The organism is Streptomyces purpurascens (assembly GCF_045040895.1).
Lineage (GTDB): Bacteria > Actinomycetota > Actinomycetes > Streptomycetales > Streptomycetaceae > Streptomyces > Streptomyces purpurascens.
Genome location: NZ_CP108341.1, coordinates 2942172 through 2964616 on the forward strand (window position 1 = coordinate 2942172; position 22445 = coordinate 2964616).

19 protein-coding genes are annotated in these 22445 nt (G+C 74.1%); 14 read left to right on the plus strand and 5 right to left on the minus strand.

Annotation, left to right across the window (positions count from 1 at the left end; genetic code table 11):
- Nucleotides 1–9 precede the first annotated feature (9 nt).
- From OHU35_RS13425 to OHU35_RS13440, 4 genes are read left to right on the plus strand one after another with little or no spacing between them, the layout of a single operon-like run.
- On the plus strand, nt 10–915 hold the full coding sequence (locus tag OHU35_RS13425) for a hypothetical protein (protein ID WP_405509220.1): 906 nt from the start codon (nt 10–12) through the stop codon (nt 913–915).
- Nucleotides 912–1133, plus strand: a complete 222-nt coding sequence (locus OHU35_RS13430) for a Trm112 family protein (RefSeq protein ID WP_189724982.1) — start codon at nt 912–914, stop codon at nt 1131–1133. The genes OHU35_RS13425 and OHU35_RS13430 overlap by 4 nt, the downstream gene beginning before the upstream one ends.
- Nucleotides 1130–1957, plus strand: a complete 828-nt coding sequence (locus OHU35_RS13435; protein ID WP_405505369.1) for an FkbM family methyltransferase — start codon at nt 1130–1132, stop codon at nt 1955–1957. Before OHU35_RS13430 ends, OHU35_RS13435 begins: the two co-directional genes overlap by 4 nt.
- Entirely contained in the window at nt 1923–2525 is a 603-nt protein-coding gene (locus OHU35_RS13440) for a hypothetical protein (RefSeq protein WP_405505370.1), read from the plus strand. The genes OHU35_RS13435 and OHU35_RS13440 overlap by 35 nt, the downstream gene beginning before the upstream one ends.
- Here the strand turns inward: OHU35_RS13440 and OHU35_RS13445 are convergent.
- Together OHU35_RS13445 and OHU35_RS13450 are read right to left on the minus strand one after the other, a co-directional pair.
- Complete coding sequence (locus OHU35_RS13445) at nt 2506–3897, minus strand: MFS transporter (RefSeq protein ID WP_189724985.1); 1392 nt, start codon at nt 3895–3897, stop codon at nt 2506–2508. The genes OHU35_RS13440 and OHU35_RS13445 overlap by 20 nt on opposite strands.
- 56 nt (nt 3898–3953) lie before the next feature.
- Complete coding sequence (locus OHU35_RS13450; protein ID WP_189724986.1) at nt 3954–4832, minus strand: RimK family alpha-L-glutamate ligase; 879 nt, start codon at nt 4830–4832, stop codon at nt 3954–3956.
- Between the two features lie 165 nt (nt 4833–4997).
- On the opposite strand from OHU35_RS13450, the gene OHU35_RS13455 reads away from it, so the two are divergent.
- A complete protein-coding gene (locus OHU35_RS13455) occupies nt 4998–6083 on the plus strand; it encodes a MerR family transcriptional regulator (protein WP_189724987.1) in 1086 nt (361 codons plus the stop codon).
- Between the two features lie 10 nt (nt 6084–6093).
- Here the strand turns inward: OHU35_RS13455 and OHU35_RS13460 are convergent, their stop codons facing one another.
- Nucleotides 6094–6801, minus strand: coding sequence for a FadR/GntR family transcriptional regulator (locus OHU35_RS13460; protein WP_189724988.1), 708 nt, complete (start codon nt 6799–6801; stop codon nt 6094–6096).
- A 192-nt stretch (nt 6802–6993) separates the two neighbouring features.
- Here OHU35_RS13460 and OHU35_RS13465 point away from each other — a divergent pair, with 192 nt between their 5' ends.
- From OHU35_RS13465 to OHU35_RS13500, 8 genes are all read left to right on the plus strand, one after another.
- Nucleotides 6994–8355, plus strand: a complete 1362-nt coding sequence (locus tag OHU35_RS13465) for an SLC13 family permease (protein WP_189724989.1) — start codon at nt 6994–6996, stop codon at nt 8353–8355.
- A 54-nt stretch (nt 8356–8409) separates the two neighbouring features.
- Nucleotides 8410–9855 (plus strand): acyl-CoA synthetase, encoded by a 1446-nt coding sequence (locus OHU35_RS13470; protein WP_189724990.1) that lies wholly within the window; start codon nt 8410–8412, stop codon nt 9853–9855.
- The gene (locus OHU35_RS13475; protein ID WP_233878787.1) at nt 9848–11188 is read left to right on the plus strand and encodes a carboxyl transferase domain-containing protein; all 1341 of its coding nucleotides are present in this window, start codon (nt 9848–9850) and stop codon (nt 11186–11188) included. The genes OHU35_RS13470 and OHU35_RS13475 overlap by 8 nt, the downstream gene beginning before the upstream one ends.
- A gap of 80 nt (nt 11189–11268) precedes the next feature.
- A complete protein-coding gene (locus OHU35_RS13480; RefSeq protein WP_189725062.1) occupies nt 11269–11622 on the plus strand; it encodes a CU044_2847 family protein in 354 nt (117 codons plus the stop codon).
- On the plus strand, nt 11619–13343 hold the full coding sequence (locus tag OHU35_RS13485; RefSeq protein WP_405505371.1) for a trypsin-like peptidase domain-containing protein: 1725 nt from the start codon (nt 11619–11621) through the stop codon (nt 13341–13343). Before OHU35_RS13480 ends, OHU35_RS13485 begins: the two co-directional genes overlap by 4 nt.
- A gap of 70 nt (nt 13344–13413) precedes the next feature.
- On the plus strand, nt 13414–14436 hold the full coding sequence (locus tag OHU35_RS13490) for a MoxR family ATPase (protein WP_189724992.1): 1023 nt from the start codon (nt 13414–13416) through the stop codon (nt 14434–14436).
- Entirely contained in the window at nt 14426–18769 is a 4344-nt protein-coding gene (locus OHU35_RS13495) for an SAV_2336 N-terminal domain-related protein (protein ID WP_359896102.1), read from the plus strand. The genes OHU35_RS13490 and OHU35_RS13495 overlap by 11 nt, the downstream gene beginning before the upstream one ends.
- Nucleotides 18770–18905: 136 nt before the next feature.
- Nucleotides 18906–19943: a rod shape-determining protein gene (locus OHU35_RS13500; RefSeq protein WP_189724994.1), complete on the plus strand. Its 1038-nt coding sequence runs from the start codon at nt 18906–18908 to the stop codon at nt 19941–19943.
- 21 nt (nt 19944–19964) lie between these two features.
- Here OHU35_RS13500 and OHU35_RS13505 read toward each other — a convergent pair whose 3' ends face one another.
- Nucleotides 19965–20918: an anti-sigma factor RsbA family regulatory protein gene (locus OHU35_RS13505; protein WP_405505372.1), complete on the minus strand. Its 954-nt coding sequence runs from the start codon at nt 20916–20918 to the stop codon at nt 19965–19967.
- The gene (locus tag OHU35_RS13510; protein WP_229872991.1) at nt 20915–21265 is read right to left on the minus strand and encodes an STAS domain-containing protein; all 351 of its coding nucleotides are present in this window, start codon (nt 21263–21265) and stop codon (nt 20915–20917) included. Before OHU35_RS13510 ends, OHU35_RS13505 begins: the two co-directional genes overlap by 4 nt.
- Nucleotides 21266–21459: 194 nt before the next feature.
- On the opposite strand from OHU35_RS13510, the gene OHU35_RS13515 reads away from it, so the two are divergent.
- Complete coding sequence (locus tag OHU35_RS13515) at nt 21460–22137, plus strand: ANTAR domain-containing protein (protein ID WP_189724997.1); 678 nt, start codon at nt 21460–21462, stop codon at nt 22135–22137.
- Nucleotides 22138–22445: the final 308 nt, after the last annotated feature.

The window sequence follows — 22445 nt, forward strand, 5'->3', positions numbered from 1 at the left end:
TGGTGGGGAGTGGCCGCGGCCCTGCTGGCGAACGTCCTGTACAGCACCGGATTCGTCCTGGAGAAACGTGCGCTCGCCGCCCTGCCGGAAGTGACGATCCGGCAGCCCGCCCGGCTGCTGCGCCTGGTGCTGGGCAGCCCGCTGTGGATCGGCGGTTCGCTCTCGCTCGCGGCCGGGTTCGCCGCCCAGCTCGCCGTGTACCGGACGCTGCCGATCGCCGCCGCGCAGGGCATCTTCGTCTCCGGCCTGGTGCTGCTCGTGCTGCTGTCGGCGCGGCTTCTCGGCGAGGAGACGACCGGCCGGGAGCGGTACGCCCTGGGCGCGATCCTGCTCGCGCTGCTCATGGTGGTGCTGTCCCTGCGCGAGGGCTCGGACTCCGTCAGCCAGGAGGCGCCCTACCCGCTGATCCTGCTGGTGTGCGTGCCGTCGCTGGCGGCCGGGGTGTGGCTGTACGGCTCCGCCGAGCGGCGCGCCCGCAACCGGCACCGGCGCCCGACGACCGGCGTCGAGTACGGCGTGGCGGTGGGCCTGCTGTACGGCGTCAGCTCGCTGGCCATCAAGGGGGTGTCGAGCCATCTGACGACCAGCGGGATCGGCGGCGCTGTCCTGGACGTGCTGGGCTCCCCGTATCCGTATCTGCTGCTGTTCACCGGTGTGTTCGGCCTGGTGATGTCGCAGGCGGCGCTGCAGCGCTGCCGGGCCTCGCTGATCGTGCCGGTGTGCACGACCGTGACCTGCCTGTTCACGGCGGTGCTCGGCACGCTGTCGTTCGGCGAGGCCCTCCCCGACGATCCGCTGCGGCTCGCGTTGCGGGTGGCGGGCACGACCCTGGCCGTCGCCGTACTGCTGACCATGCCCAAACACGACTCCGCTCCCCAAGAGCCCGCCCCAGCCAAGGAGTTGGCATCCCCATGAAGCCCGACGACCCGCTGCTGAAGATCCTGGCGTGCCCGCTCGACAAGGGCCCGCTGCATCTGCTGGCCGAGGAGGCCGGGCAGGACGAGTCCCTGTACAACCCGCGGCTGCGCCGCCGCTATCCGATCCTCGACGGCATTCCGCAGCTGCTGCCGTCCTCGGGCGAGCAGGTGCCGGACGACGAGCACGAGGAACTCCTCAAGAGGATGGCACCGTGACCAGCCTGGCGGCCCGCCTCGCTCCCTTCCTGCCCACCCGTCTGGTGGCCGCGACGGCCCGGGCCCTGTACCCCCGGTTCGAACCGGAGCTGGCCCGGCTCGCCGAGCTGTGCCCGCCGGACTGCGGTACGGCGGTGGACGTCGGCGGCTGGTACGGCCCCTGGACACACCGTCTGGCCGGCCGCGCCGAGCAGGTCGTGACGATCGAGCCGGTGCCCCATCTGGCCCGGCTGCTGGCCGCCGCCGTCCCGCCGAACGTACGGGTGGTCCGCGCGGCGGCCTCGGACCGCCCGGGCCTGGCCCGCCTGTGGCTGCCGTCGGACGACTCGGGCGACCGGGGCGTGTCCTCGCTGGTCCGCCGTGACATCCACGGCCGGGCGCTGGACGTCCCCTGCGTCACGCTGGACGAACTGGGGCTGCGCGACGTCGGCTTCATCAAGATCGACGTGGACGGCAACGAGCCGGCGGTCCTGCGCGGGGCGACGGGTCTGCTGGCCCGCGACCGCCCGGCCCTGTTCGTGGAGCTGGAGTCCCGCATCCAGCCGATCGCCCCGGTGGTGACCTATCTGGCCCTGCTGGGCTACGACGGCTGGGTGCTGCCGGGCGACACCTGGGTGCCGCTGGCCAAGTTCCCACTGGAGGAGCACCAGGCCGACGCCTCCTATGTCGTCTCCCACGGCCTGCTCCGCCGCGTCCTGCCCTCCCCCCTCCTCAGGGGTCCGCGCTACGTCAACTCGGTGCTGTTCCTGCCCGACGGTCGCCGTCCCGGTACGGCCCCGGTGGGCGACGATGGATCCCATGCCTTCCGGAAAGCGCCCCGCTAGCCCCTTCACCCCGCTCGATTTCCAGCTGGTGCTGCTGCGCCGCATGGCCGATCACAATCCCGGCCTGGTGGAGGACGCCCGGCACGAGCTGGGAGTCTCCCTGGCGGACATGCGCGAGGCGAACAAGCGCTGGCAGGCGATGATCCGCTCCCCGCGCCCGGCCTTGTCCCGCTATCGCTCGGTCCTCGGCGCCCCGGAGTCCCGTACGCCCCGCCGCATCGGCGACCTGGACTGCGAGGCCTGGCTGTGGCCCGTCCCGCTCTGGCCCGGCCTGCGCTTCGAGGTCCTGACCGCCCCGAACGGCGCCGTGTGGAACGAGTGGCTGGTCCGCGCCCCGGGCGCCGAGGGCCCCGACCTGCACACCCTCGACGATCTCGCCCCCTGGTCCTGCACGGTCGACGAGGCGGCCCGCGCCTTCGCCCCGGCCCGTCCCCTGGAGGGCACGGCACCGACCCGGTGGGGGCTGGCGTTCGCCGCGCCGGATACGGCGGGGGTGCGGCGGGAGGTCGTCGCGGAGTTCACGTGGGGGCTGCTGCAGCGGGTGGCCGTCACCGGCCGTCAGGGCTGAGGGGCTCCGGCCCCGGGGCCGCGCCTTTCGCGGGCACGCACCGCCACGCGAGGAACGCTGCGGCCAGATAGGCCAGCGCGCCGATGAACATGCTGGTGCGGATCCCGGTGCCGTAGTCGCCGGCCGAGGCGAGCAGGCTGCCGCCGAGTGCCACGCCCGTGGCGCTGCCGACCTGACGGGTGGTGTTGAACAGGGCGGAGGCGGCCCCCGAGTACGCCTCGGGGGCGGCGCCCATCACGGTGGCGGTCGAGCCGGTGAGGGCGAAGGACGTGCCGAATCCCGCGGCCATCATCGGGAGCACCAGCAGCGCGTAGGCGGGGTCGGCGCCGGCCGCGGCCCAGCCGGCCAGCCCGAGCCCGGCCAGGAGCATGCCCGAGACCACCAGCGGACGATCGCCGGTACGGCGCGACAGCCGGCCGGACAGGACGGAGGCGAACATGGTCATCGCCACCGCCGGGAACAGCGCGAGCCCGGTGCCCAGGGCGCTGAAGCCGCGCTGGTGCTGGAACTCCAGGCTGGCGGTGAACACCATGCCGTAGAAACCGAAGTTGAACAGCAGGCCGATGACGGCTCCGCCGCTCATGGCGCGGGAGCGCAGCAGGCCGAGGGGCAGCACCGGGGAGCGGGCCAGCCGCTCGCGCAGCGCGAAGGCCGCGGCGGCCAGTACGGCCAGGCCCAGCCCGGCGAGCACGGCAGGGTCGGACCAGCCGCGCCGTCCGGCCTCGTTGAGCGCCGCCGTCAGCAGGGCCACCGCCGCCACGACCGCGCACTGCGCCGGCCAGTCCAGGGGCCGGTCGGCGCGCCGGGGCGAGCGGCCGACGTGCCGCAGCGTCAATGCCAGGCAGGCCGCGCCGACCGGCAGGTTGATGAGGAACACCCAGCGCCAGCCCACCGTGGAGACGAGGAGCCCGCCCAGCAGCGGCCCGGCGGAGGCCGCGATGCCCGCCATCGAGCCCCACAGCCCGAAGGCGCGCGAGCGTACGGCCTTCTCGGGATAGGCCTGCTGGAGCAGCGCCAGGGAACCGGGCACGATCAGCGCCGCCCCGAGCCCCTCCACCAGCCGGGCCACCACCAGGAACGGGGCGTTCGGCGCCAGCGCGCACGCGGCCGAGGACACGGTGAACACCGCCACGCCCGTGCAGAACACCCGCCGGTTGCCCAGCCGGTCCCCCAGCGCACCGCCCGTCAGCAGGAACCCGGCGAAGACCAGGGTGTATCCGTCGGTGATCCACTGGATTCCGGTCAGCGAGGCCGACAGCTCCCGCCCGATCACCGGCACGGCGACGTTGATGACCGTCACGTCCAGGATCACCATGAAGTACCCGGCACACACCGCCAGCAGTGGTGCCCAGGACCGTCGCTCGGAGGGCATGGCCCTACCAGTACACCAAAAGCCTCACTGAGGGACGTATGCCCCACGCGTCGCGATCAGCCCGCCGCGGCGAGAACCGCCTCCACCACCCTGGGCACGGAGTCCGGGTGGAGCCAGAGGAACAGATTCGGCTCGATCAGCTCCAGTTCCATCACGCACGGCTCCCCGTCCGGCCCGGTGACGAGGTCCACGCGCGCGTACAGCAGCTCCTGATCACCGGGCACGGCGGCCACGGCCCGCTCGGCGACGGCCCGTTCGGCGGGGGTCGGCTCCCAGGGCTGAAGATCCGGGTGGGCGATCTTGTCGGCGTCGTACGGGGTGCCCGGCGCGAGGACGGCGCCCTTGCGGCTGGCGTGCAGCAGTCGTCCGCCGTAGAACTGCAGGGCCCGCTCGCCGTATGTGTCGATGCTGGTCAGATAGGGCTGGAGCATGACGGTGAGGCCCTCGGCGTGCATCCGCTCGACCTGGCGCAGGGCGGCGTCCCGCTCACCGGCCGGGTAGCGGGCGGCGTACCGGGCGCCGGCGCCGGAGGTGGGCTTCACGACGTACTCGTGGTCGTCGGGCAGCTCGATGGGGTCGCCGGGCGCGAAGTAGCGGGTGGGCACGGCCGGCACCCCGGCCTCCGCGAGGCGGCCCAGGTACCTCTTGTCGGCGTTCCACCGCACGATGTCCACCGGGTTGGCGAGCCGCGTGGCCTTCCCGCACCGCTCGGCCCACGCCGTGAACTCCTCGGCCCGCCAGCTGTAGTCCCAGGTGGACCGTATGACGACGAGGTCGAACCCGGCCCAGTCGACGTCAGGGTCGTCCCAGAAAACGACGGCGGTCCCGGCCCCGGCCTCCCGCAGCGCGTCCGCCAGCACCGGCAGGTCCCGGTCCTTGCTCACCTCGCCGCCGGGGTCGTAGGTGACGAGCGCGATGCGCGGGGTGCGAGCCACGGCGACTCCATTCTCGTACGAACGTCTCGCACGAACGATCGAAACCCGGTCCGGCGCAGGCTAACAATCCTCGAAGGAACCGGGACACCCTGTTTGACCTTCACCTTTGGTGAAGCCCCAGCATCGGTGGCGGAACCGACGAGCGCGAGGAAGGCGGGGGGACGCATGGGCATGCTGACGATCGGCGCGTTCGCGAAGGCGTGCCGGCTCTCGCCGAAGGCACTGCGCCTGTACGACGAGCTGGACCTGCTGCGGCCCGCCCGGGTGGACCCGGACACGGGATACCGCTACTACGCGGTGGCCCAGCTGGAGCAGGCCCGGCTGGTGGCGTGGCTGCGGCGGCTGGGCATGCCGCTGGCCGAGATCCGCCAGGTCGGCGGGCTGTGCGCGCTCGACTCGACGGCCGCCGCCCGCGAGATCCGCGCCTACTGGGCACGGGTCGAGGCGGAGACGTCGGTACGGCGGGACCTCGCCGCGTTCCTGGTCGATCACCTGACGACGGACTCGCAAGAGCCAGGAAAGGACACCGCCATGCTGGAACTGCGTTACTCCGCCCACTCGGACACCGGACGCGTCCGCCCCGCCAACCAGGACACCGCCTACGCGGGCACCCGGCTGCTCGCCGTCGCCGACGGCTTCGGACCGGCGGGCGCGCCCGCGAGCAGCGCCGCCGTGGAGGCACTGCGCTCCCTGGACACGGACGAGATCCCGGCCGGCGGGGTCCTCAACCTCCTGGAGGACGCGGTACGGGGCGCGGCCCAGGCCGTCCAGGACGTGGCCGACGGCGCCGAGGACATCGGCACGACCCTCACCGCCCTGCTGTGGACGGGCTCGCGGCTGGCCCTGGTGCACATCGGCGACTCCCGCGCCTATCTGCTGCGCGACGGCGAACTGTTCCTCATCACCCACGACCACACGGTCGTCCAGTCGATGATCGACGAGGGACGTCTGACCGCCGAGGAGGCCGTCTCCCACCCACAGCGCGCCTTCCTCCTGAAGGCCCTGACGGGAGGCGGCGCCACGGTGGTCCCGGACCTCCGCCTGCACGACGCAAACCCGGGCGACCGCTACCTGCTGTGCTCCGACGGCCTGTCGAGCGTGATCCCCGAGGACCGCATACACGACCTGCTCACCTCGCCGATCACCCCGGACGAGACGGTCAAGGCCCTGGTCGGCGCGGCGAACAAGGCCGGCGGCCCGGACAACGTCAGCTGTGTGGTGGCGGACGTGGTGGAGCGGGCGGCCGCCTGACCCCGGGCCGCTACTCCTCTTCCCCCGGCTCCCAGTCCAGCAACCGCACCTTCGCCACCGTGCGGACATGGCGGCGCATGGCCGTGGCCGCCTGGCGGGGCTGTTCCGCGGCGATCGCGTCGAGGATGGCCTGGTGCTGGGAGAGGGAGCGGGAGGGGCGGCCGGGCTGGCGGAGGGACTCGGTGCGGCTCTCGGCGATCTGCTCGGCGATGGAGCGCATGAACTCGGCGAGCAGACTGCTGTGGGCCGCCGCCGTCACGGCCGCGTGGAACAGGCGGTCGCCCTCCACGCCGTGACCGTCCGCCTCGATCTCCTCCGCCATGTGCGCGAGCGCCGAGCGCATCGCCGCCAGATCGTCCTCCGTGCGCCGCTCGGCTGCCAGTTCGGCGAGCTTCGTCTCCAGCGCCTCCCGGGCCTCCAGCACATCCGGGAGGCGCCTGCGGCGTTCGACCATCCGCTCGACGGGCTCGGTGTCGAGACTGTCCCGCACGAGATACGTACCGCCCCCGTGCCGGGCCTCCACCAGGCCCTGGACCTCCAGCACCACGATCGCCTGCTTCACCGAGGCCCGGCTGACCCCGAGCCGCTGGGCGAGATCACGCTCGGGCGGCAGCCGGTCGCCGGCGCGCAGCCCGCCCTCGGCGACGTACTGGCGCAGCCGCTCCAGCACCTGTTCGTAGAGGCGCTGTTTCGTCATGGGGCGCAGGGCGTCGGTCACGGAGTCCCCCTCTCGCCCGGAGCGTAACACCGGCCTGCCCGGTGGCCGAGTGGCTGAACCAATTCTCGCGCGACCCCTTGACGGGCGCCCGGACCGCACCCACTCTTTCAGCCAACGCACCTCAAGTGGCTCAGCCACTCGGCCACTCCCAGGTGCTCCCAGCCGCTCCGGGGCCCAACGACGGGAGCCCGTATGTCCCCCGAACTCATCTCGATCCTCGTCCTCGTCGTGGTGTTCGTCATCGCCACCACCCGTTCCGTCAACATGGGCGCACTCGCCTTCGCCGCGGCCTTCGCGGTCGGCGGGCTCGTCGCCGGCCTCGACGCGGACGGCATCTTCGCCGGTTTCCCCGGTGACCTGTTCGTCGTCCTGGTCGGCGTCACGTACCTCTTCGCGATCGCCCGCGCCAACGGCACCACCGACTGGCTGGTGCACGCCGCCGTCCGGCTCGTGCGGGGGCGGGTGGCGCTCATCCCCTGGGTGATGTTCGCGCTGACCGGCGCGCTCACGGCGATCGGCGCGGTCAGCCCGGCCGCGGTCGCGATCGTCGCCCCGATCGCACTGAGCTTCGCGACGCGCTACGGGATCAGCCCGCTGCTGATGGGCGCGATGGTCGTCCACGGCGCCCAGGCCGGCGGCTTCTCCCCGATCAGCATCTACGGCTCGATCGTCAACGGCATCGTCGAACGCGAGAAGCTCCCCGGCAACGAACTCGTCCTCTTCTTGGCGTCCCTCGCCGCCAACCTGGTCATCGCCGGTGTGGTGTTCGTCCTCTTCGGGGGGCTGAAGCTGTGGGCGCAGGGGGCGGTGGACGAGCGCGGCGAGGACAGCCCGGAGGACGCCGGGGGCACCGGCGCGGGAGGCGCCGGCAAGCCGGAGGCGTCCCCCGGCGGTACCGCGACCGCCACTGGCGTGACCACCCGGCCCGGCACCGAAGCGGTCGCCGACTCCACACGCCTCACCCCATCCCGCACAGCCACCCTCACCTCCCTCCTGGCCCTGGTCGTCGCCGTCCTGGTCTTCGACCTCGACGCGGGCCTCACCGCCATCACCCTCGCCGTCATCCTGAGCACCGCCTGGCCGGAGGACAGCCGCAAGGCCACAGGCCAGATCGCCTGGCCGACCGTCCTCCTCATCTGCGGCGTACTGACCTACGTAGGCGTCCTGGACGAAATGGGCACCATCACCTGGGCCGGCGAGGGCGTGGGCGGCATCGGAATCCCGCTCCTCGCCGCCCTCCTGCTCTGCTACATCGGCGCACTGGTCTCCGCCTTCGCCTCCTCCGTGGGAATCATGGGCGCACTGATCCCCCTGGCCGTCCCCTTCCTGGAGCGAGGCGAGATCGGCGCGATCGGCATGGTGGCCGCACTCGCCGTATCGGCGACCGTCGTGGACGTGAGCCCGTTCTCCACGAACGGCGCCCTGGTCCTGGCCGCCGCGCCGGACGTCGACCGCGAGCGTTTCTTCCGGCAGCTGATGGTGTACGGAGGAGTCGTGGTGGCGGTCGTACCGGCGGCGGCATGGCTGGTGATGGTCGTCCCCGGCTGGGGATAGCCGGCCGATGCCCCAGGAACAGACAGACAGGCAAAACAGCTAAGGAGCGGACGCGTGACCCCTCTCTTCCCGGCCCTGACCGAAGCCCCGGCCGACCGGCCCGCTCTCCGGTTCGGCGAGCGCTCACTGACGTACGGAGAACTCGCCGCCGCGGCCGGAGCGCTCACGGGCCGCATCGGCGAGGCCAGGCGGGTCGCCGTCTGGGCGACGCCCACGATGGAGACCGCCGTCGCCGTCGTCGCCGCCCTGCTGGCCGGCATCCCCGCCGTACCGCTCAACCCCAAGTCGGGCGAGAAGGAGCTCGGCCACATCCTGTCCGACAGCGCCCCCGACCTGCTGCTCACCGCCCCGGAGGACCAACTCCCCTCCCCCGTACGGGATCTGCCCCGCCTCGACGTCGATGTGCACGGCAGCGGCCCCGCCCCCGAGGAGCACGCCGACGACGCCGACCCGGCCCTGATCGTCTACACCTCCGGCACCACCGGCCCGCCCAAGGGCGCCGTCATCCCGCGCCGGGCCATCTCCTCGACCCTGGACGCGCTGGCCGACGCCTGGCAGTGGAGCGGCGACGACGTCCTCGTCCACGGACTGCCGCTGTTCCACGTACACGGCCTGGTCCTGGGCACGCTCGGCCCGCTGCGGCGCGGCGGTTCGGTCCGGCACCTGGGCCGGTTCAGCACCCAGGGCGTGGCCCGCGAGCTGACCGGCGGCGCGACCATGCTGTTCGGCGTGCCGACGATGTACCACCGGATCGCGGAGGCGGTGACCAGTGACCCGGAGCTGGTGAAGGCACTGACCGGGGCGCGGCTGCTGGTCTCCGGTTCGGCCGCGCTGCCCGTGCACGACCACGGGCGGATCGCGACGGCGACGGGACGGCGGGTGATCGAGCGCTACGGCATGACGGAGACGCTGATGAACACCAGCGTCCGCGCCGACGGCGAGGCCCGCCCGGGCACGGTCGGCGTGCCGCTGCCGGGCGTGGAGCTGCGGCTGGTCGAGGAGGACGGCTCGGAGGTCGGCGCGTACGACGGGGAGACCGTCGGCGAGATCCAGGTGCGCGGCCCGAACCTGTTCACCGAGTACCTCAACCGGCCCGACGCCACCGCCGCCGCCTTCACCGCCGACGGCTGGTTCCGCACCGGCGACATGGCGGTGCGCGACCCCGACGGCTATGTGCGGATCGTCGGCCGCAAGGCCACCGACCTGATCAAGAGCGGCGGTTACAAGATCGGGGCCGGTGAGATCGAGAACGCGCTCCTCGAACACCCCGGGGTGCGGGAGGCCGCGGTCACCGGGGAGCCGGACCCCGACCTGGGCGAGCGGATCGTGGCGTGGATCGTGCCCGCGGATCCCCAGTCACCGCCCCCACTGGCGGAGTTGGCCGATCATGTGGCCCAGCGCCTCGCGCCGCACAAGCGCCCACGGGTCGTCCACCACCTGAACGCGCTGCCCCGCAACGACATGGGGAAGATCATGAAGCGGGCGCTGACCCATGAGTGACCGGCACTCGGCTCGCGAGATCGTCGCCCTCGTCGCCGACGACTCCACCTTCGCCGAACTCCCCGCGTCCATAAGGGACCCCAGGCCGGACGGCCCCCTCGCGTGGCCGGGCTACGACGCCTCCCGCGCCCGCGCCGCCGAACGCACCGGCGAGCAGGAGTCCGTGGTCTGCGGCACCGCCCGGATCGGCGGCGCCCGGGCCGTGCTGATCGCGTTCGAGTTCGGCTTCCTCGGCGGCTCCCTGGGGCAGCGCACCGGCGACCTGCTGGAGGCGGCGTACACATACGCCCGTGAGCACCGTCTCCCGGTCGTGCCGCTGGTCGCCACCGGCGGCAGCCGGATGCAGGAGGGCATGCTCGCGCTCACCCAGCTCCAGCGGGTGGCCCGGCAGTCAGCGCTCACCCGGGAGGCCGGGCTGGCCCAGGTCGCCGTGGTGCGCGACCCGACGACCGGGGGCGGCTGGGCCACCCTCGGCGCGGGCGCGGACGTAGTCCTCGCGCTGCCCGGGGCGCAGATCGGCTTCGCCGGCTCGCGAGTGCGGCCGGCGGACGCGGACCCGGCGGCGTACACGGCCGAGGCCCAGCTGGCGGCGGGCGCGGTGGACGCGGTCGTGCCGCCGGAGGAGCTGCGCGAGGTGCTGGGGCGGTGGCTGCCTCTGCTGACGTCCCCGTCCGGCGCGCCCGCCCCGCCGCCGGACCCGCTCGGCGGCAGCGCGGGCCTGCCCGGCACCGGCTGGGACGCCGTACGGCGTGCCCGCTCGCCCCGGCGCCCGCGCGCCGCCGCCCATCTGGACGCCTACTTCACCCACCGGGTCGCGATCAGCGGCGACCGCTGCGGCGGCACCGACCCGGACGGCATGCTGTGCGGGTTCGGCGAGCACCAGGGCCGTACGGTCGCGTACGCGGCGCAGACCGGGACCGCGACCCGGCCCGCCGGCTACCGCACCGCCGCCCGGCTGATCCGGCTCGCGGACCGGCTCGGCATTCCGGTGCTGACCCTCGTCGACACCCCCGGTGCGGCCAACGACGCGGAGGCGGAGCGGCAGGGCGCGGGCGCGGCGATCGCCGACCTGTTCGGCGCGGTGGCGGGCGCGCGTACGCCGGTGACGACGCTGGTGATCGGCGAGGGCGGCTCCGGCGGCGCGCTGGCCCTGGCCGCGCCCGGCAACACCTGGGCCACTGCCGACAGTTACTTCTCGGTGATCGCCCCGGAGCTCGCGGCGGCCATCCTCAAGCGGCCGCCGCGCGAGGTGGAACCGACGGCGGACCAGCTCCGCATCCGGCCGCAGGATCTGGTGGAGCTGGGGGTGATCCGCGGGACGGTGGGTCCGTGAGTCCGGTGGATGCCCCACGCAACATCAAGTACCTTCCGTAACAATGGAAATGCTCAGTGCAGTGGGACGACGGGGGCGCCGTGGACGGGTTGGTCGAGTTCAGGACCGGTGACGGTGCCGTGGTCGCGGTCGAGGGCGTGGAGGAGCGGTCCGGCTCCCGCCTGGTCTCCCGCGGCGACGGTGCGGTCCAGGCGACCCGTACGTTCGAGGGCGCCCTGGACGGCGTGCGGGCCGCCGCCGAGTCCGCGCTGCGCGTCTTCCGGGACGGCTCGCTGAAGCCCGACGGCGTGGAGATCGAGTTCGGGGTGAAACTGTCCGCCGAGGCGGGCGCGTTCATCGCCAAGGGGACCGCCGAGGGCCACCTGGTGGTCAAGCTGTCCTGGTCCCCGTCCGCTCCCGAGGCCGGTGCTCAGGGGGCCGGCGCCGCCTCATGAACAGCGCCGTGGACAGCGCCCTGGAGAGCACCCTGAACAGCGCCGAGTGGCACGCCCGGATCGAATTACACGGCCGGGTGGCCGGAGCGGGCTTCCTGGTCACCCCCAGCACGGTGCTGACCTGCGCCCATGTCGTGCAGGACGGCGACGGCCCGACGGTGACCTTCACGGAGCTGCCCGGCTCCCCGGCCGTACCCGCCCGGGTCGTCGCGCACGGCGGCTGGACCGGCTCCAGCACCGACCTCGGTGACCTCGCCGTGCTGGAACTGGACCGGGAGATGCCCATCGCCCCGGCCGCACTCGCGCCCGTCGACGCCGCGCACGGCACGAGCCCCCGCAAGCTCGTCGTCTACGGCTTCCCGGCCGGCTTCGACGAGGGCACCCTCGCCGAGTACCGCGTCACCGCACCGCAGTTGATCAAACGGGAGTGGCTCCAGCTGGAGGCCTGGCACCCGGGAGGCCAGCCCCTGGCCCCCGGTTTCAGCGGGGCGGCCGTCACCCTGGCCGACACCGGCGAGGTCGTCGGCATGGTCACGGCGGCGGCCGGCAGCCGGGACGTGCGCACCGGCCGGATGATGCCCACCCAGGTCATGGCCCGCTACTGGCCGGACCTGCAGAGCCTCGTCCCCACCTCGGACCACGCCGGCGCCGACCGGGCCCGGCTGCGCGCCCTGGTCGAGAAGGCGGCCCGGGCGGGCGTGGACTGCGACCCGGCCCGGCTCTACACCGCGGCCGCCGACCCGTTCGATCCGCCGCCGCCCGAGGAGGGGTTCGACTCGCTGTGGTCGGCCGCCCTGTTCGTGCTGTGCGAACTCGACGGCCCGGGCGCCGCGCGGACCGTGTCCCGGTTCGCCGACCGGCTCGAAGCCCTGCTGCACACCCCGGCCGTGGAGCCGTCGGCGCCCGACTGGTCGCCCATCCTCGTCGAACTCGGGCACAGCGGGGCGGGCGACGGCCTGGTCCGGGTCGAGGTGTCCGCGTACAGCGAGGGGCGACGGCACCCGGTGGACTCCGGCACGGTCGAACAGCACCGGCTGCACGCCTACGTGCGGGACCGGATCGAGGCGGCCTTCCGGTATCTGACGCCCGGCGCCGACGAACTCGTCGCGTTCGCGCTGCCCCGGGACTGGCTGGACTGGCCCGTCGACCTCTGGGAGAGCGCCCCCGACGACGCGACCCCGCTCGGCTGCGTCTACCCGCTGGTCGTCACCGACCACGCCCGGCGCAAGGCCAGCACCCGGCATGTCCTGACCCGGGCGTGGAAGCGCCTGGACTCCCTGCCGGGCGCGCGGATGCACCGCGTGGAGTGCGGCGGCCCGGAGGAACCCGGACGGCTGCGGATGCGGATGCGGCGGCCCGACGCCTGCCTCGCCGGGTTCGGCACCGCCCCGGCCGCCTCCCGTACCCGACCGCACTTCGACACCTCGCTCACCGCGCCGGCCCCGGTCATCGTGTGGTCGCGCGGCGGCTGCGACTCCGGGCCGGAGGAGTGCGCCGGAGCGGACGGCTGCACCGGCAAGGCCTTCCTCGACGCGCTCGACGCCTGTGTGGCGGCCGTACCGCCGGCCGAACTCCCGCGCCACATCATGGCCCTGCGCGAGGAGGCCGACGCGGAGGAGGACCACTGGGCCCACGGCATCCAGCTGCTGTGGGACGACCCGCGGGTCTTCACCGACCCGCACGCGGTCGTCGCCGCGCACGCGGGGTCGCCGGTGTCCTGACCCACCCGGACGCGGTCCGGGGCGCCTTGAGAAACACCAGCACGAAAACGGAGAGCGGAGACCACCCCCCATGCCGCACTGGTCGGTCTACACCGGCAGGAACGAGCCGCACGACGGCATCGACCACCTCCCCCTCCCACCGCCCTGGCGCGCCTTCGACGGCGGGCCCGCCCTGCCGCCGCCCGACGACACCGACGACGCGACGGCCGTCTCGCCCGACCGGGTGCACCGGGCCAAGTCGTACGTGGCCACCCCGGAGAGCGTCCGGCTCGTCAACGCCGCGCTCTGCCTGCGCCGCCCCCTGCTCGTCACCGGCCCGCCCGGCACCGGCAAGTCCTCACTGGCGTACGCGGTGGCGCGCGAGCTGCGCCTCGGCCCGGTGCTGCGCTGGAACATCACCAGCCGCAGCTCGCTGGCCGACGGCCTCTACCAGTACGACCCGCTGTCCCGGCTGTACGCGGCCCGGGAGCGGCCGGACCAGCCGGACCGGCCGGCCGCCGGCGACGTCGAGGACCATCTGCGCCTGGGCCCGCTCGGCACGGCCCTGCTCCCCTACGACCGGCCCCGGGCCCTGCTCGTCGACGAGATCGACAAGAGCGATCTCGACCTGCCCAACGACCTGCTGAACGTCCTGGAGGAGGGCCAGTACGAGATCCCCGAACTGGTCCGCGCCGCCCGCCACTCGGACGACACGGCGGCCGAGGTCCTGGCCGACGGCACGGACACCCCGGTCGCCGTCCACCGCGGCCGGGTCCGCTGCCGGGCCTTCCCCTTCGTCGTACTGACCAGCAACGGCGAACGCGAGTTCCCGCCCGCCTTCCTGCGCCGCTGCGTCCGGCTGAAGCTGCGCCGCCCCGACCGCGACCAGCTCACCGACATCGTCCGCGCCCACCTCGACACCCCGGACGCCGCGGCGGACCGTCTGATCACCCGCTTCCTGGAGCGGGCCAACGGCGGCGAACTGGCCACCGACCAGCTCCTGAACGCCCTCTATCTCACCGGAGTCTCCGGCCTGGACGCCGAGTCCCGCGACGACCTCGCCGAGCAGCTGATGCCATACCTCAGCGCGACGGCCGACGGCGATGGCTTCTGATCACGGAGCCGGGGAGGAATCCCCCGTCGCCCGCCTGGCCGCGGCGCTGTCCGCCGCGGGTGCGTCGCCGACGCCCCGGGAGCTCGCGGAACTGCTGTGGCTGGCGGGCCGGTTGGAGGCGGACGAGCCGTCCGCGGAGGAGCCCCGGCCCGTCGGTCCCGCCACGCCCGAGGAAACAGCCGAGGCCCCCGCGCCCGAGGGCGACCCCCCGGCCGCTCCCGTACCACCACGTTCCTCCGAGCCACCACCGACGGCCCAGGCGCCCACACCCGACCGCGTCCCCCTGCGTCTGCCCGCCCCGCGTTCCCCGGGCCGGACACCGGGGGACGCGGTCGGGGGCGGCTCCCCCCTTCTCGCCCCGGCACCCCCGATGCTGCCCCACCCCCTCGCACTCCAGCGCGCCCTGCGCCCGCTGCAGCGCAAGGTGCCCTCCCCGCACCTGCGGGTGCTGGACGAACGGGCGACGGCAGACCGGATCGCCCGGCTCGGCGCCCACCCCGACGTGTGGCTCCCGGTACTGCGCCCGGCCCCCGACCGCTGGCTGCGGCTGAACCTCGTGCACGACACCGGCCCCACCATGCCGGTGTGGCGCCCCCTGGTGAGCGAACTGCACACGGCCCTCGCCCAGTCGGGCATCTTCCGTACGGTCACCCTGCACCCGGCCACGCCCGACGGCCGGGCCCGCCAGGTCCCCGTCCTCGACGACGGCCGTACGGTCACCCTCGTCGTCAGCGACTGCATGGGGCCGCAGTGGCGCCCGGGCGAGGCGGGCGACCGCTGGTACCGCACCCTGCGCATCTGGGCCCGCCACATGCCGCTCGCCGTGGTCCAGCCCCTGCCGGAACACCTCTGGTCCACCACGGCGCTGCCCGCCGAACCGGGCCTGCTGACCGCCCCGGCCACGGCGGCGCCCGCGGCGGCACTCGCCTTCGCCCCGTACGAGGCCACGCCGGCCCCCGACCAGGCCCTCCCCTTGCCGGTCCTGGAACCGGGCGCCCCCTGGCTCGCCCACTGGGCGGCACTGGTCGCCGACCCGGGCGGTGCCCGCACCCCGGGTGCGGCGGCCTGGCTGCCGCCCGCCCCCGCGCCACCCGCCGAACCGGTCCCCGACCTCGCCTCGGCGTCCCCGGAGGACCTGGTGCTGCGCTTCCGCGCGACCGCGTCCCCGGAGGCCTTCCGCCTCGCCGGGCATCTCGCGCTGGCGGTCCCCTCGGTTCCGGTGATGCGCCTCGTCCAGCGGACCGTGGACCGCGACCCACGCCCCCAGCACCTCGCCGAGGTGATCCTCAGCGGCATGCTCGCCGCGTCCCCCGGCCCGCCCGGCTCCTACGAATTCCGGCCGGGCGTACGGGAGTTGCTGCTGCGCTCCCTGCCCCGTACGGCCCGGGGCCGGACCCGGGAGTTCCTCGAACGGGTCGGCGGCCTGATCGACGAGCGGGCGGGACTCGCGGCCGGGGAGTTCCGGGCCGAGACGGAGGGCGGACAGGGCGGCTCGGGACCGGCGTTCGCGACGGTGAGCGAGGAGACGGTACGGCGACTGGGCGGGCAGGGACAGGCGGAACACCTCGTCGGGGGCCGGTACCGGCTGGTCGGGCGGCGCGGGTGGAGCGGCCGCGTGTCCAAGGCCGTGGATGTCCGCACGGACCAGCAGGTCGTCGTACGCCGCTATCGCGACCAGCCCGCCCCGCACGAGCGGTTCCTGAGGGAGGCACGAGCGCTCGCCGAGCTGGAGCATCCGCATCTGGTGCGGGTGCTCGACTACGGGGTGGAGGACGACGCGCCTTACCTGGTGACGGAGTTCGTGGACGGCCTGACGCTGTCCGAAGTGCTCTCGGGTGTCTCCTTCCGGACGTTCGCCCGCCTGGTGTGCCAGGGCATGGCAGGCCTCAAGGCCCTGCACGAACACGGTCTGGTGCGTGGGGAGCGCGGGCCCGCGGGTCTGCTGCTGCGGCCCGACGGCACGGTGATGCTGAGCCGGTTCGCCCTGGGCGAGGAGTCCCGGGGCAAGGGCCTCGAGTCGGACCTGGCCGAGTTCCGCTGGCTGCTCAAGCAGTTGACCGCGGGCTTGTCGGTCCCCGTCGAGCACGAGCCCCTGCTCGACCTGATCGACAAGCACAGGCTGCCGGAGGCCGCCAACCACGCGGCCCGCCTTCCCGCCACGGCCCAGTGGCCGCCGCCGCGCTACTTCACCCTGCTGGGCCCGCTGCGCGTCAGCGACGGCACGGACGACATCGAGCCTCCCTCACCACCGGCCCAGGCGCTGCTGTGTGTGCTGCTCCTGCACCACGGACGGCGCGTGACCCACGCCGAGCTGGCCTCAGGGCTGTGGGAGGAGCCCCTGCCGGAGAGCGAGGCCGCCGACCGCCTCAAGCGTCTGGCGGCGGAGGTGCGGCCCGTGCTGCCCCCCGGCGGCCTGGTCTCCTTCTCGCGCGCGTACGCCGTGCACGTGCCGGACGTGTACGTCGACGTGCTCCATTGCGAGGAGCTCCTCAGCGACACGATGCGCGGACGCGCCGACCTCCGGCGCGTTCTCGACCTCTGGTACGGCGACCCCCTCGACGGCGTCCCGGGACCCGCCGCCGCGGAGACCCGCACCCGCCTGCGTGCCCTCAGACAGCAGGTCCTGACCGACCTGGAAGAAATGAGCCGGGGCGCTGCGCACGAGCCCCCCGCCCCCACGATCCTCTTCGAGGCCGACGACCTCACCGGCCACCCCGAGGCTCGCATCACCCTCGAGTACGCGGTGCACGAGATGCTCTCCCGCGGCGCCCTCGCCACCCACCGGTTCGACGTCGCGGTCCGCACGGGCGGTTACGTCGTCCACACCGAGCCCGGCACCTACGTCCTGCCCGTTCTGGTGGCGGTCCTGCGCGGGCTCCCCGAGGTCCTGACCGGGCTCGTGGACCCGCCGCCGCTGACCGTGACGTTCTGGGACGGGCCCACCCCGCCGCCGGTGACACCGCCGGTGCCCGCCGACCTCCAGGTGGTGGTCTCCCCGGCCGTGTACGAGCAGTTCGCCGGCAGCTCGGCGGCGAAGGGGCCCCAGCGATTCCAGCCCCTCTACCAGGGCGGCGCCACGGACACCCCGCCCGTCGCCTGGTACTGCCCGCTGTCCCCCTCCACGGCCCCCGAGCCCGAGGACCGCGACCTGGTGCGGGGGCCCTTCATCACGCACGATCTGCGCCGGCTGGGCATACCGGCCCCGGGCCGCACCGCCGTCGTCCACACCCAGCCGGACGGCCCGCTCACCCTTCTCAACCCCGCCCAGCCGCACGGCGAGGGGCCGCCGCGGCACGTCACGTACTACGAGGTGGACCTCACCACGCACCAGTCCCACCACCGGGTCTCCCTGCCGAGTTCCGGCAAGGGCGCCTTCGCCGCCGCGGTCGAGCTGTCCTGGCACGTGGACGACCCGGTCGCCTTCGTCCGCGGCGAGGTCGCCCGGGTGTCGGAGCCGCTGCTCGGGCATCTGCTGGAGGAGGCGGCCCGGATCACCCGCCGCCATCCGTTGCGCCGGGCGGGCGCGGCCCAGCGCGCGGTCAACGCCGGGCTGCGCCGGTGGCCCGTGCCGGGTCTTTCGGTGACGGCGTCGGTGCAGCTGGCCCCGGAAGGGGCGGCCCTGCCCGGACCGCAGGGCCCGGCCCCGTCGGCGCGCCCGCTGTCCGCTCTCCTCGGCGACGCCGAGACCGTGCTGCTCGGCTTCGACGGTCCGGTGGCCCGTCTGTTCTCCGCGACCACCGCGCGCGAGGCCGCCCTCGACCTGCTCGCCCTGGTCGCCGAGCACCGCGACCCGCAGGACACCGTGGCCGGGGCGGGGCGGGAGACGTTCGTCCATCCGCTGGACGTCCTGCGGGCGTTCGCCCACGACCCGCTCGGCCCGCTGCTCCGGGACCGCCTGGAGGAACTCGAACTGCTGGCGCTCCCCGCCGCGCCGACCACGCACAACTGCGTGCCGCTGGTCCGCGCCCTGCACGACTCCGGACGCCGCGTCAGCGTGGTCACGGACGTCGGCGCACCGGCCGTCCACCGCTACCTGGAGCCCTACGGCCTCCCCCTGGCCGGCGTCCAGGGCCGCGGCGAGGACCTCGCCCTGCTCACCCCGCACCCCGACTGCCTCCTGCGCGCGATGCACTCCTCCGGGGGCGCCGCCGCGACCGGCGTACTGATCGGCTCCACGGTCGCCGAACTCACCGCCGCCCAGCAGGCCGGCCTGCGCTTCATCGGCCTCGCCCGCAACACCACCGCGGGCCGGCAGCTCCGCGAGGCGGGCTGCGAGGCCACCGTCACCTCCCTGGCCCCACTCCTGGAGGCCGCACGCTCGCTCCAGGCCTAGCCGCGCCGAACCCCCCGTTCGGCGGCGCCCCACCCGGCCCCCCAGGAAAGGCGGCTCCGTCCCCTCCCGCGCACGATGCGAGGGAGGCCCGCCATCTGGCGGCCCTCCACGGTCTGTGCTCTCGGGAGGACCTGCCATGACCGCCAGTCTGGAGCAGTTGCGCCGCTGCCACTTCGCCGTCGACCTGGGGGCGGCCCGCACCCGCGTCTACGTCAAGGGCGCCGGGCTCGTCGTCGACCAGCCGTCCGCCGCCGCCGTGAACACCCGCACCGGCGCCCTGATCGCGGTCGGCGAGCTCGCCGAAAGGATGACGGGCCGTACGCCGCACTACATCCGGGTGGTACGGCCGGTCTCCGGCGGCACGGTCGTGGACATCGAGATGGCCCAGCGCATGCTGCGGCATCTGCTCGGCGACAAGATGCGCCGCAGCCTGCGCCGCAAGCCGATCCTGCGCGCCGCGGCCTGCACCCCGCACGACGCCGACCCGCTGGCCCAGCGCGCCGCGATCGAGACACTGGTCGGTCTCGGGGCCCGCCGTGTGGAACTGGTCGACACGCTGATCGCCGCCGCCGTCGGCTGCGGGCTGCCCGTGGAGCAGCCCGAGGCCACGATGATCATGGTGTGCGGGGCGGCGGCCACCCAGGTGGCCGTGCTGTCCCTGGGAGCGATCGTCACCGCCGAGCGCATCCCGGTGGGCGGCGAGGCCGTCGACCACGCGATCGTGCAGCACCTGCGGCACGAGCACGAGCTGATGCTGCCGAGTCAGTCCGTACGGCCGTTGCAGCTCGCCCTGTCCGGCAACGGCCTCACCCCGCACGGCCCGGCCTCGACGGAGATCCACGGCCGGGACGTCGCCACGGGCCTGGCCCGCTCGGTCCTGGTCGACACCGCCGCCGTACGGGACGCCATCCAGACGCCGCTCACCGCCATCCTCGACGGCATCGGCAAGGTGCTCCGGGACTGCCCGCCCGACCTGGTCGCCGACCTCGCCGACCGGGGGATCATGATGGTCGGCGGCAGCGCCCTGCTGCCGGGCCTGGACGAGATGCTGCGCGAGGCGACCGGCATGCCCGTGCGCATCGCCGAGCGCCCGGACGTGTGCGCCGTGCAGGGCCTCGGCGCCATGCTCGAGGGCAAGATCGAACCGCTGGCGCTGGATCCGCTGGGGGCCTGAGCCGCCCGGGGGGCGAGGCCCTCAGCGGGCGAACCAGCAGCGCACCGTCGTCCCGCCGTCGCTCCGGTGCACCCGCACCAGGTCGGCGATCAGGTTGACCAGCAGGATCCCGCGTCCCCCGCGCTGGTCGCGAGGGACGGGCCGGCGCCCGGCCAGGACGTCCGAGAGCCGTCCCTCGTCGCGCACCTCGCACACCACGTACCCGTCCTCGGTCCACATTCGCAGCACACCCGAACCACCGCCGTGCACCACGCTGTTCGTGGTGAGCTCGGCCGTGGCGAGAGCCAGGTCGTCCAGCTTGACGCCGGTGAGACCGAGCCGCGCCGCCTCACCGACGGCCACGTGCCGGGCCGGGGGGAGCGAGTCGGAGTCGAAGGGGAACGTCAGCGCGTCCGGCACGGGCGGCAGCGGCTCGTTGTAGCGGTCGACGACGGCCCAGGGCGCGTACGCGTCGCTGTCCTGCTCCTCCCGGGAACCGGAGGGGATGACGGTGGGGTGGGTGGCGTACGCGTCGGCGAGGACGTGCTCGGGAAGCTGCTCGACGTCGTACGGACACAGGATGGTCGCCGTACGGCCCTGGAAGGCCGCGTTGATGAGCGCCTCGTGCTGGACGCAGGCGGGGTACTCGGTGGCGGAGCGCCCGGCCCAGATGGGCTCGCCGATGATCCGCACCCGGCGGCCGGAGGGCTGGGCGTCGGCGAACGCACGCAGCACGCCCGGGATGATCCGCCCGGGGTTGCGCCCTGCCTCCCGCATGTCCATGAGCTTCACGGCGCCCGCGGCATCGCCCAGGGCGTCCCGGATCAGCGCGAGGTTCTTGCCGGGCACCGCGACCGCCACGGGCTCGCCGGCCGCCAGGCCGTCGCGCACGAAGGGCACGGTGACGTCGAGGTACTCCTGCTCGTCCCGGTAGAAGAGCGCGGGGTGGACGAAGGGGTCGAGGGGCCCGAAGGGCTCGGTCACGGCAGAGCTCATGATGTCGACACCTCGATCCCCGCCTGGTCGGGCCACAGCAGATCCAGGGTCCGTCGCAGGGCCGGCGGCGGCCTGCGCACGACGAACCGGCGGCCGTCCCTGAGCTGCCCGGCCGCGGCCGCGAGCGCACCGGCGCCCGCGACGTCGACGAACGTCACGTCGGACAGCTCCAGGTAGTACACGTCCTCATCCTCGCGAACAGCCTGCTCCAGTACGCCTTCCCAGATCGCACGGGTCGTCAGGCCGACTTCTCCCGACGCCCGGACCCCCTGCCGCCCGGCCAGCGGAAACACCGCCAGGCCCGGCACGCGGGGTCCCGCGGCCGGCACCTGATATCGAGTGTTCAAGCCCCTCTCCCCACGCTTGCGGACCACAGCGCTCGTACCCGCCCGGGAAAAGCTCATTCCCCCGAACCGGGTGTAGTACGCCGTAAGGCGGGCAGGCGCACCTCACACCGACGTCCACCCGGGGGGGGCGACGTGACCGTTGCGCAGTCCGGCTGGGACCGATGACGACCGACGAGGAACGACAAGGCGGTGACATGACGTCAGCGGCATCACCACACCTCACAGGAGGGTTGAACACCCTGGTCATCAGTGGCCGCGTCGACGCGGACCGTGCCGAGCTCACCCCGCGTGGTGAGCTCGTTCACGGCTGCGCGGACATCCTGGCCAGAACCCTGGCAGAGCTGCCGGCCACGATCACCCGGGTGGACCTGGACATGGGGGGCGTGCATTTCATGGACACGGCCGGACTGCGGTTCCTGGACGTCCTGGGCGACTACGGCCGGGAGCGTGCGACGACGGTCACGACCACGAACTGGAACGGCCAGCCGCGCCGGATCCTGGAGCTGGCGGGCCTGGACACCACGGATCCGCTGCTCCCCCCGGCCCACGCCCCCGCCCCGGCCGCCTCCTCGGTGGTCGCCCTGGAACGCGCGGAGCGCCTGCACGTCCTCCAGTCGGAGGTCGAGCAGCTCCGCCAGGCCATCGCCTCCCGCCCGGTGATCGACCAGGCCCGCGGCATCCTCATGGCCACCCACGGCTGCACCTCCGACCAGGCCTGGCACATCCTCCGGGAAACGTCCCAGCTCTCCAACACCAAGCTCCGCGACGTGGCCGCCGCGGTCACGGCCAGCGCGGAATCCGACGGCCCTCCTCCGCCGCCCGAACTCCGCACGGCCCTGAACAAGGCCCTCGCCCGCCGCCACCACGGCTGACCACCGGCCCGGGCACGCCTCTGAAGTCACCGGAACCGTCCACTTCGGGGGTGCCCGGGCACGACTCCGGGCGGCGGCCGGCCGATGCTCCGGAACCGCCCGGACGCGGTTCGGGGCAGGGTGGCGGGTGACGCACCCCCGGGCCCGGGCGGCCTCGGCGGCGGCCCCGTCGGCCTCCGTCGAAGATCGCCCCTCCCCTGCCGGGCGGCCGGCCAGGGGCACCGCGCGCAGGGGCGCACGCCCCACCGGCGATACGTCGCCGACCGCCCCGGCCCCACTCTTCCGCCGCCGACAGGAGGCACCACCCC

Excerpts from the sequence above, each read along its gene's own strand:
- OHU35_RS13455 (WP_189724987.1), top strand. The coding sequence starts at position 4,998 with ATGGGCATGCTGACGATCGGCGCGTTCGCGAAGGCGTGCCGGCTCTCG.
- OHU35_RS13465 (WP_189724989.1), top strand. The coding sequence starts at position 6,994 with ATGTCCCCCGAACTCATCTCGATCCTCGTCCTCGTCGTGGTGTTCGTC.
- OHU35_RS13440 (WP_405505370.1), top strand. The coding sequence starts at position 1,923 with ATGGATCCCATGCCTTCCGGAAAGCGCCCCGCTAGCCCCTTCACCCCG.
- OHU35_RS13475 (WP_233878787.1), top strand. The coding sequence starts at position 9,848 with ATGAGTGACCGGCACTCGGCTCGCGAGATCGTCGCCCTCGTCGCCGAC.
- OHU35_RS13515 (WP_189724997.1), top strand. The coding sequence starts at position 21,460 with ATGACGTCAGCGGCATCACCACACCTCACAGGAGGGTTGAACACCCTG.
- OHU35_RS13490 (WP_189724992.1), top strand. The coding sequence starts at position 13,414 with ATGCCGCACTGGTCGGTCTACACCGGCAGGAACGAGCCGCACGACGGC.
- OHU35_RS13485 (WP_405505371.1), top strand. The coding sequence starts at position 11,619 with ATGAACAGCGCCGTGGACAGCGCCCTGGAGAGCACCCTGAACAGCGCC.
- OHU35_RS13445 (WP_189724985.1), bottom strand. The coding sequence starts at position 3,897 with ATGCCCTCCGAGCGACGGTCCTGGGCACCACTGCTGGCGGTGTGTGCC.
- OHU35_RS13495 (WP_359896102.1), top strand. The coding sequence starts at position 14,426 with ATGGCTTCTGATCACGGAGCCGGGGAGGAATCCCCCGTCGCCCGCCTG.
- OHU35_RS13505 (WP_405505372.1), bottom strand. The coding sequence starts at position 20,918 with ATGAGCTCTGCCGTGACCGAGCCCTTCGGGCCCCTCGACCCCTTCGTC.
- OHU35_RS13500 (WP_189724994.1), top strand. The coding sequence starts at position 18,906 with ATGACCGCCAGTCTGGAGCAGTTGCGCCGCTGCCACTTCGCCGTCGAC.
- OHU35_RS13430 (WP_189724982.1), top strand. The coding sequence starts at position 912 with ATGAAGCCCGACGACCCGCTGCTGAAGATCCTGGCGTGCCCGCTCGAC.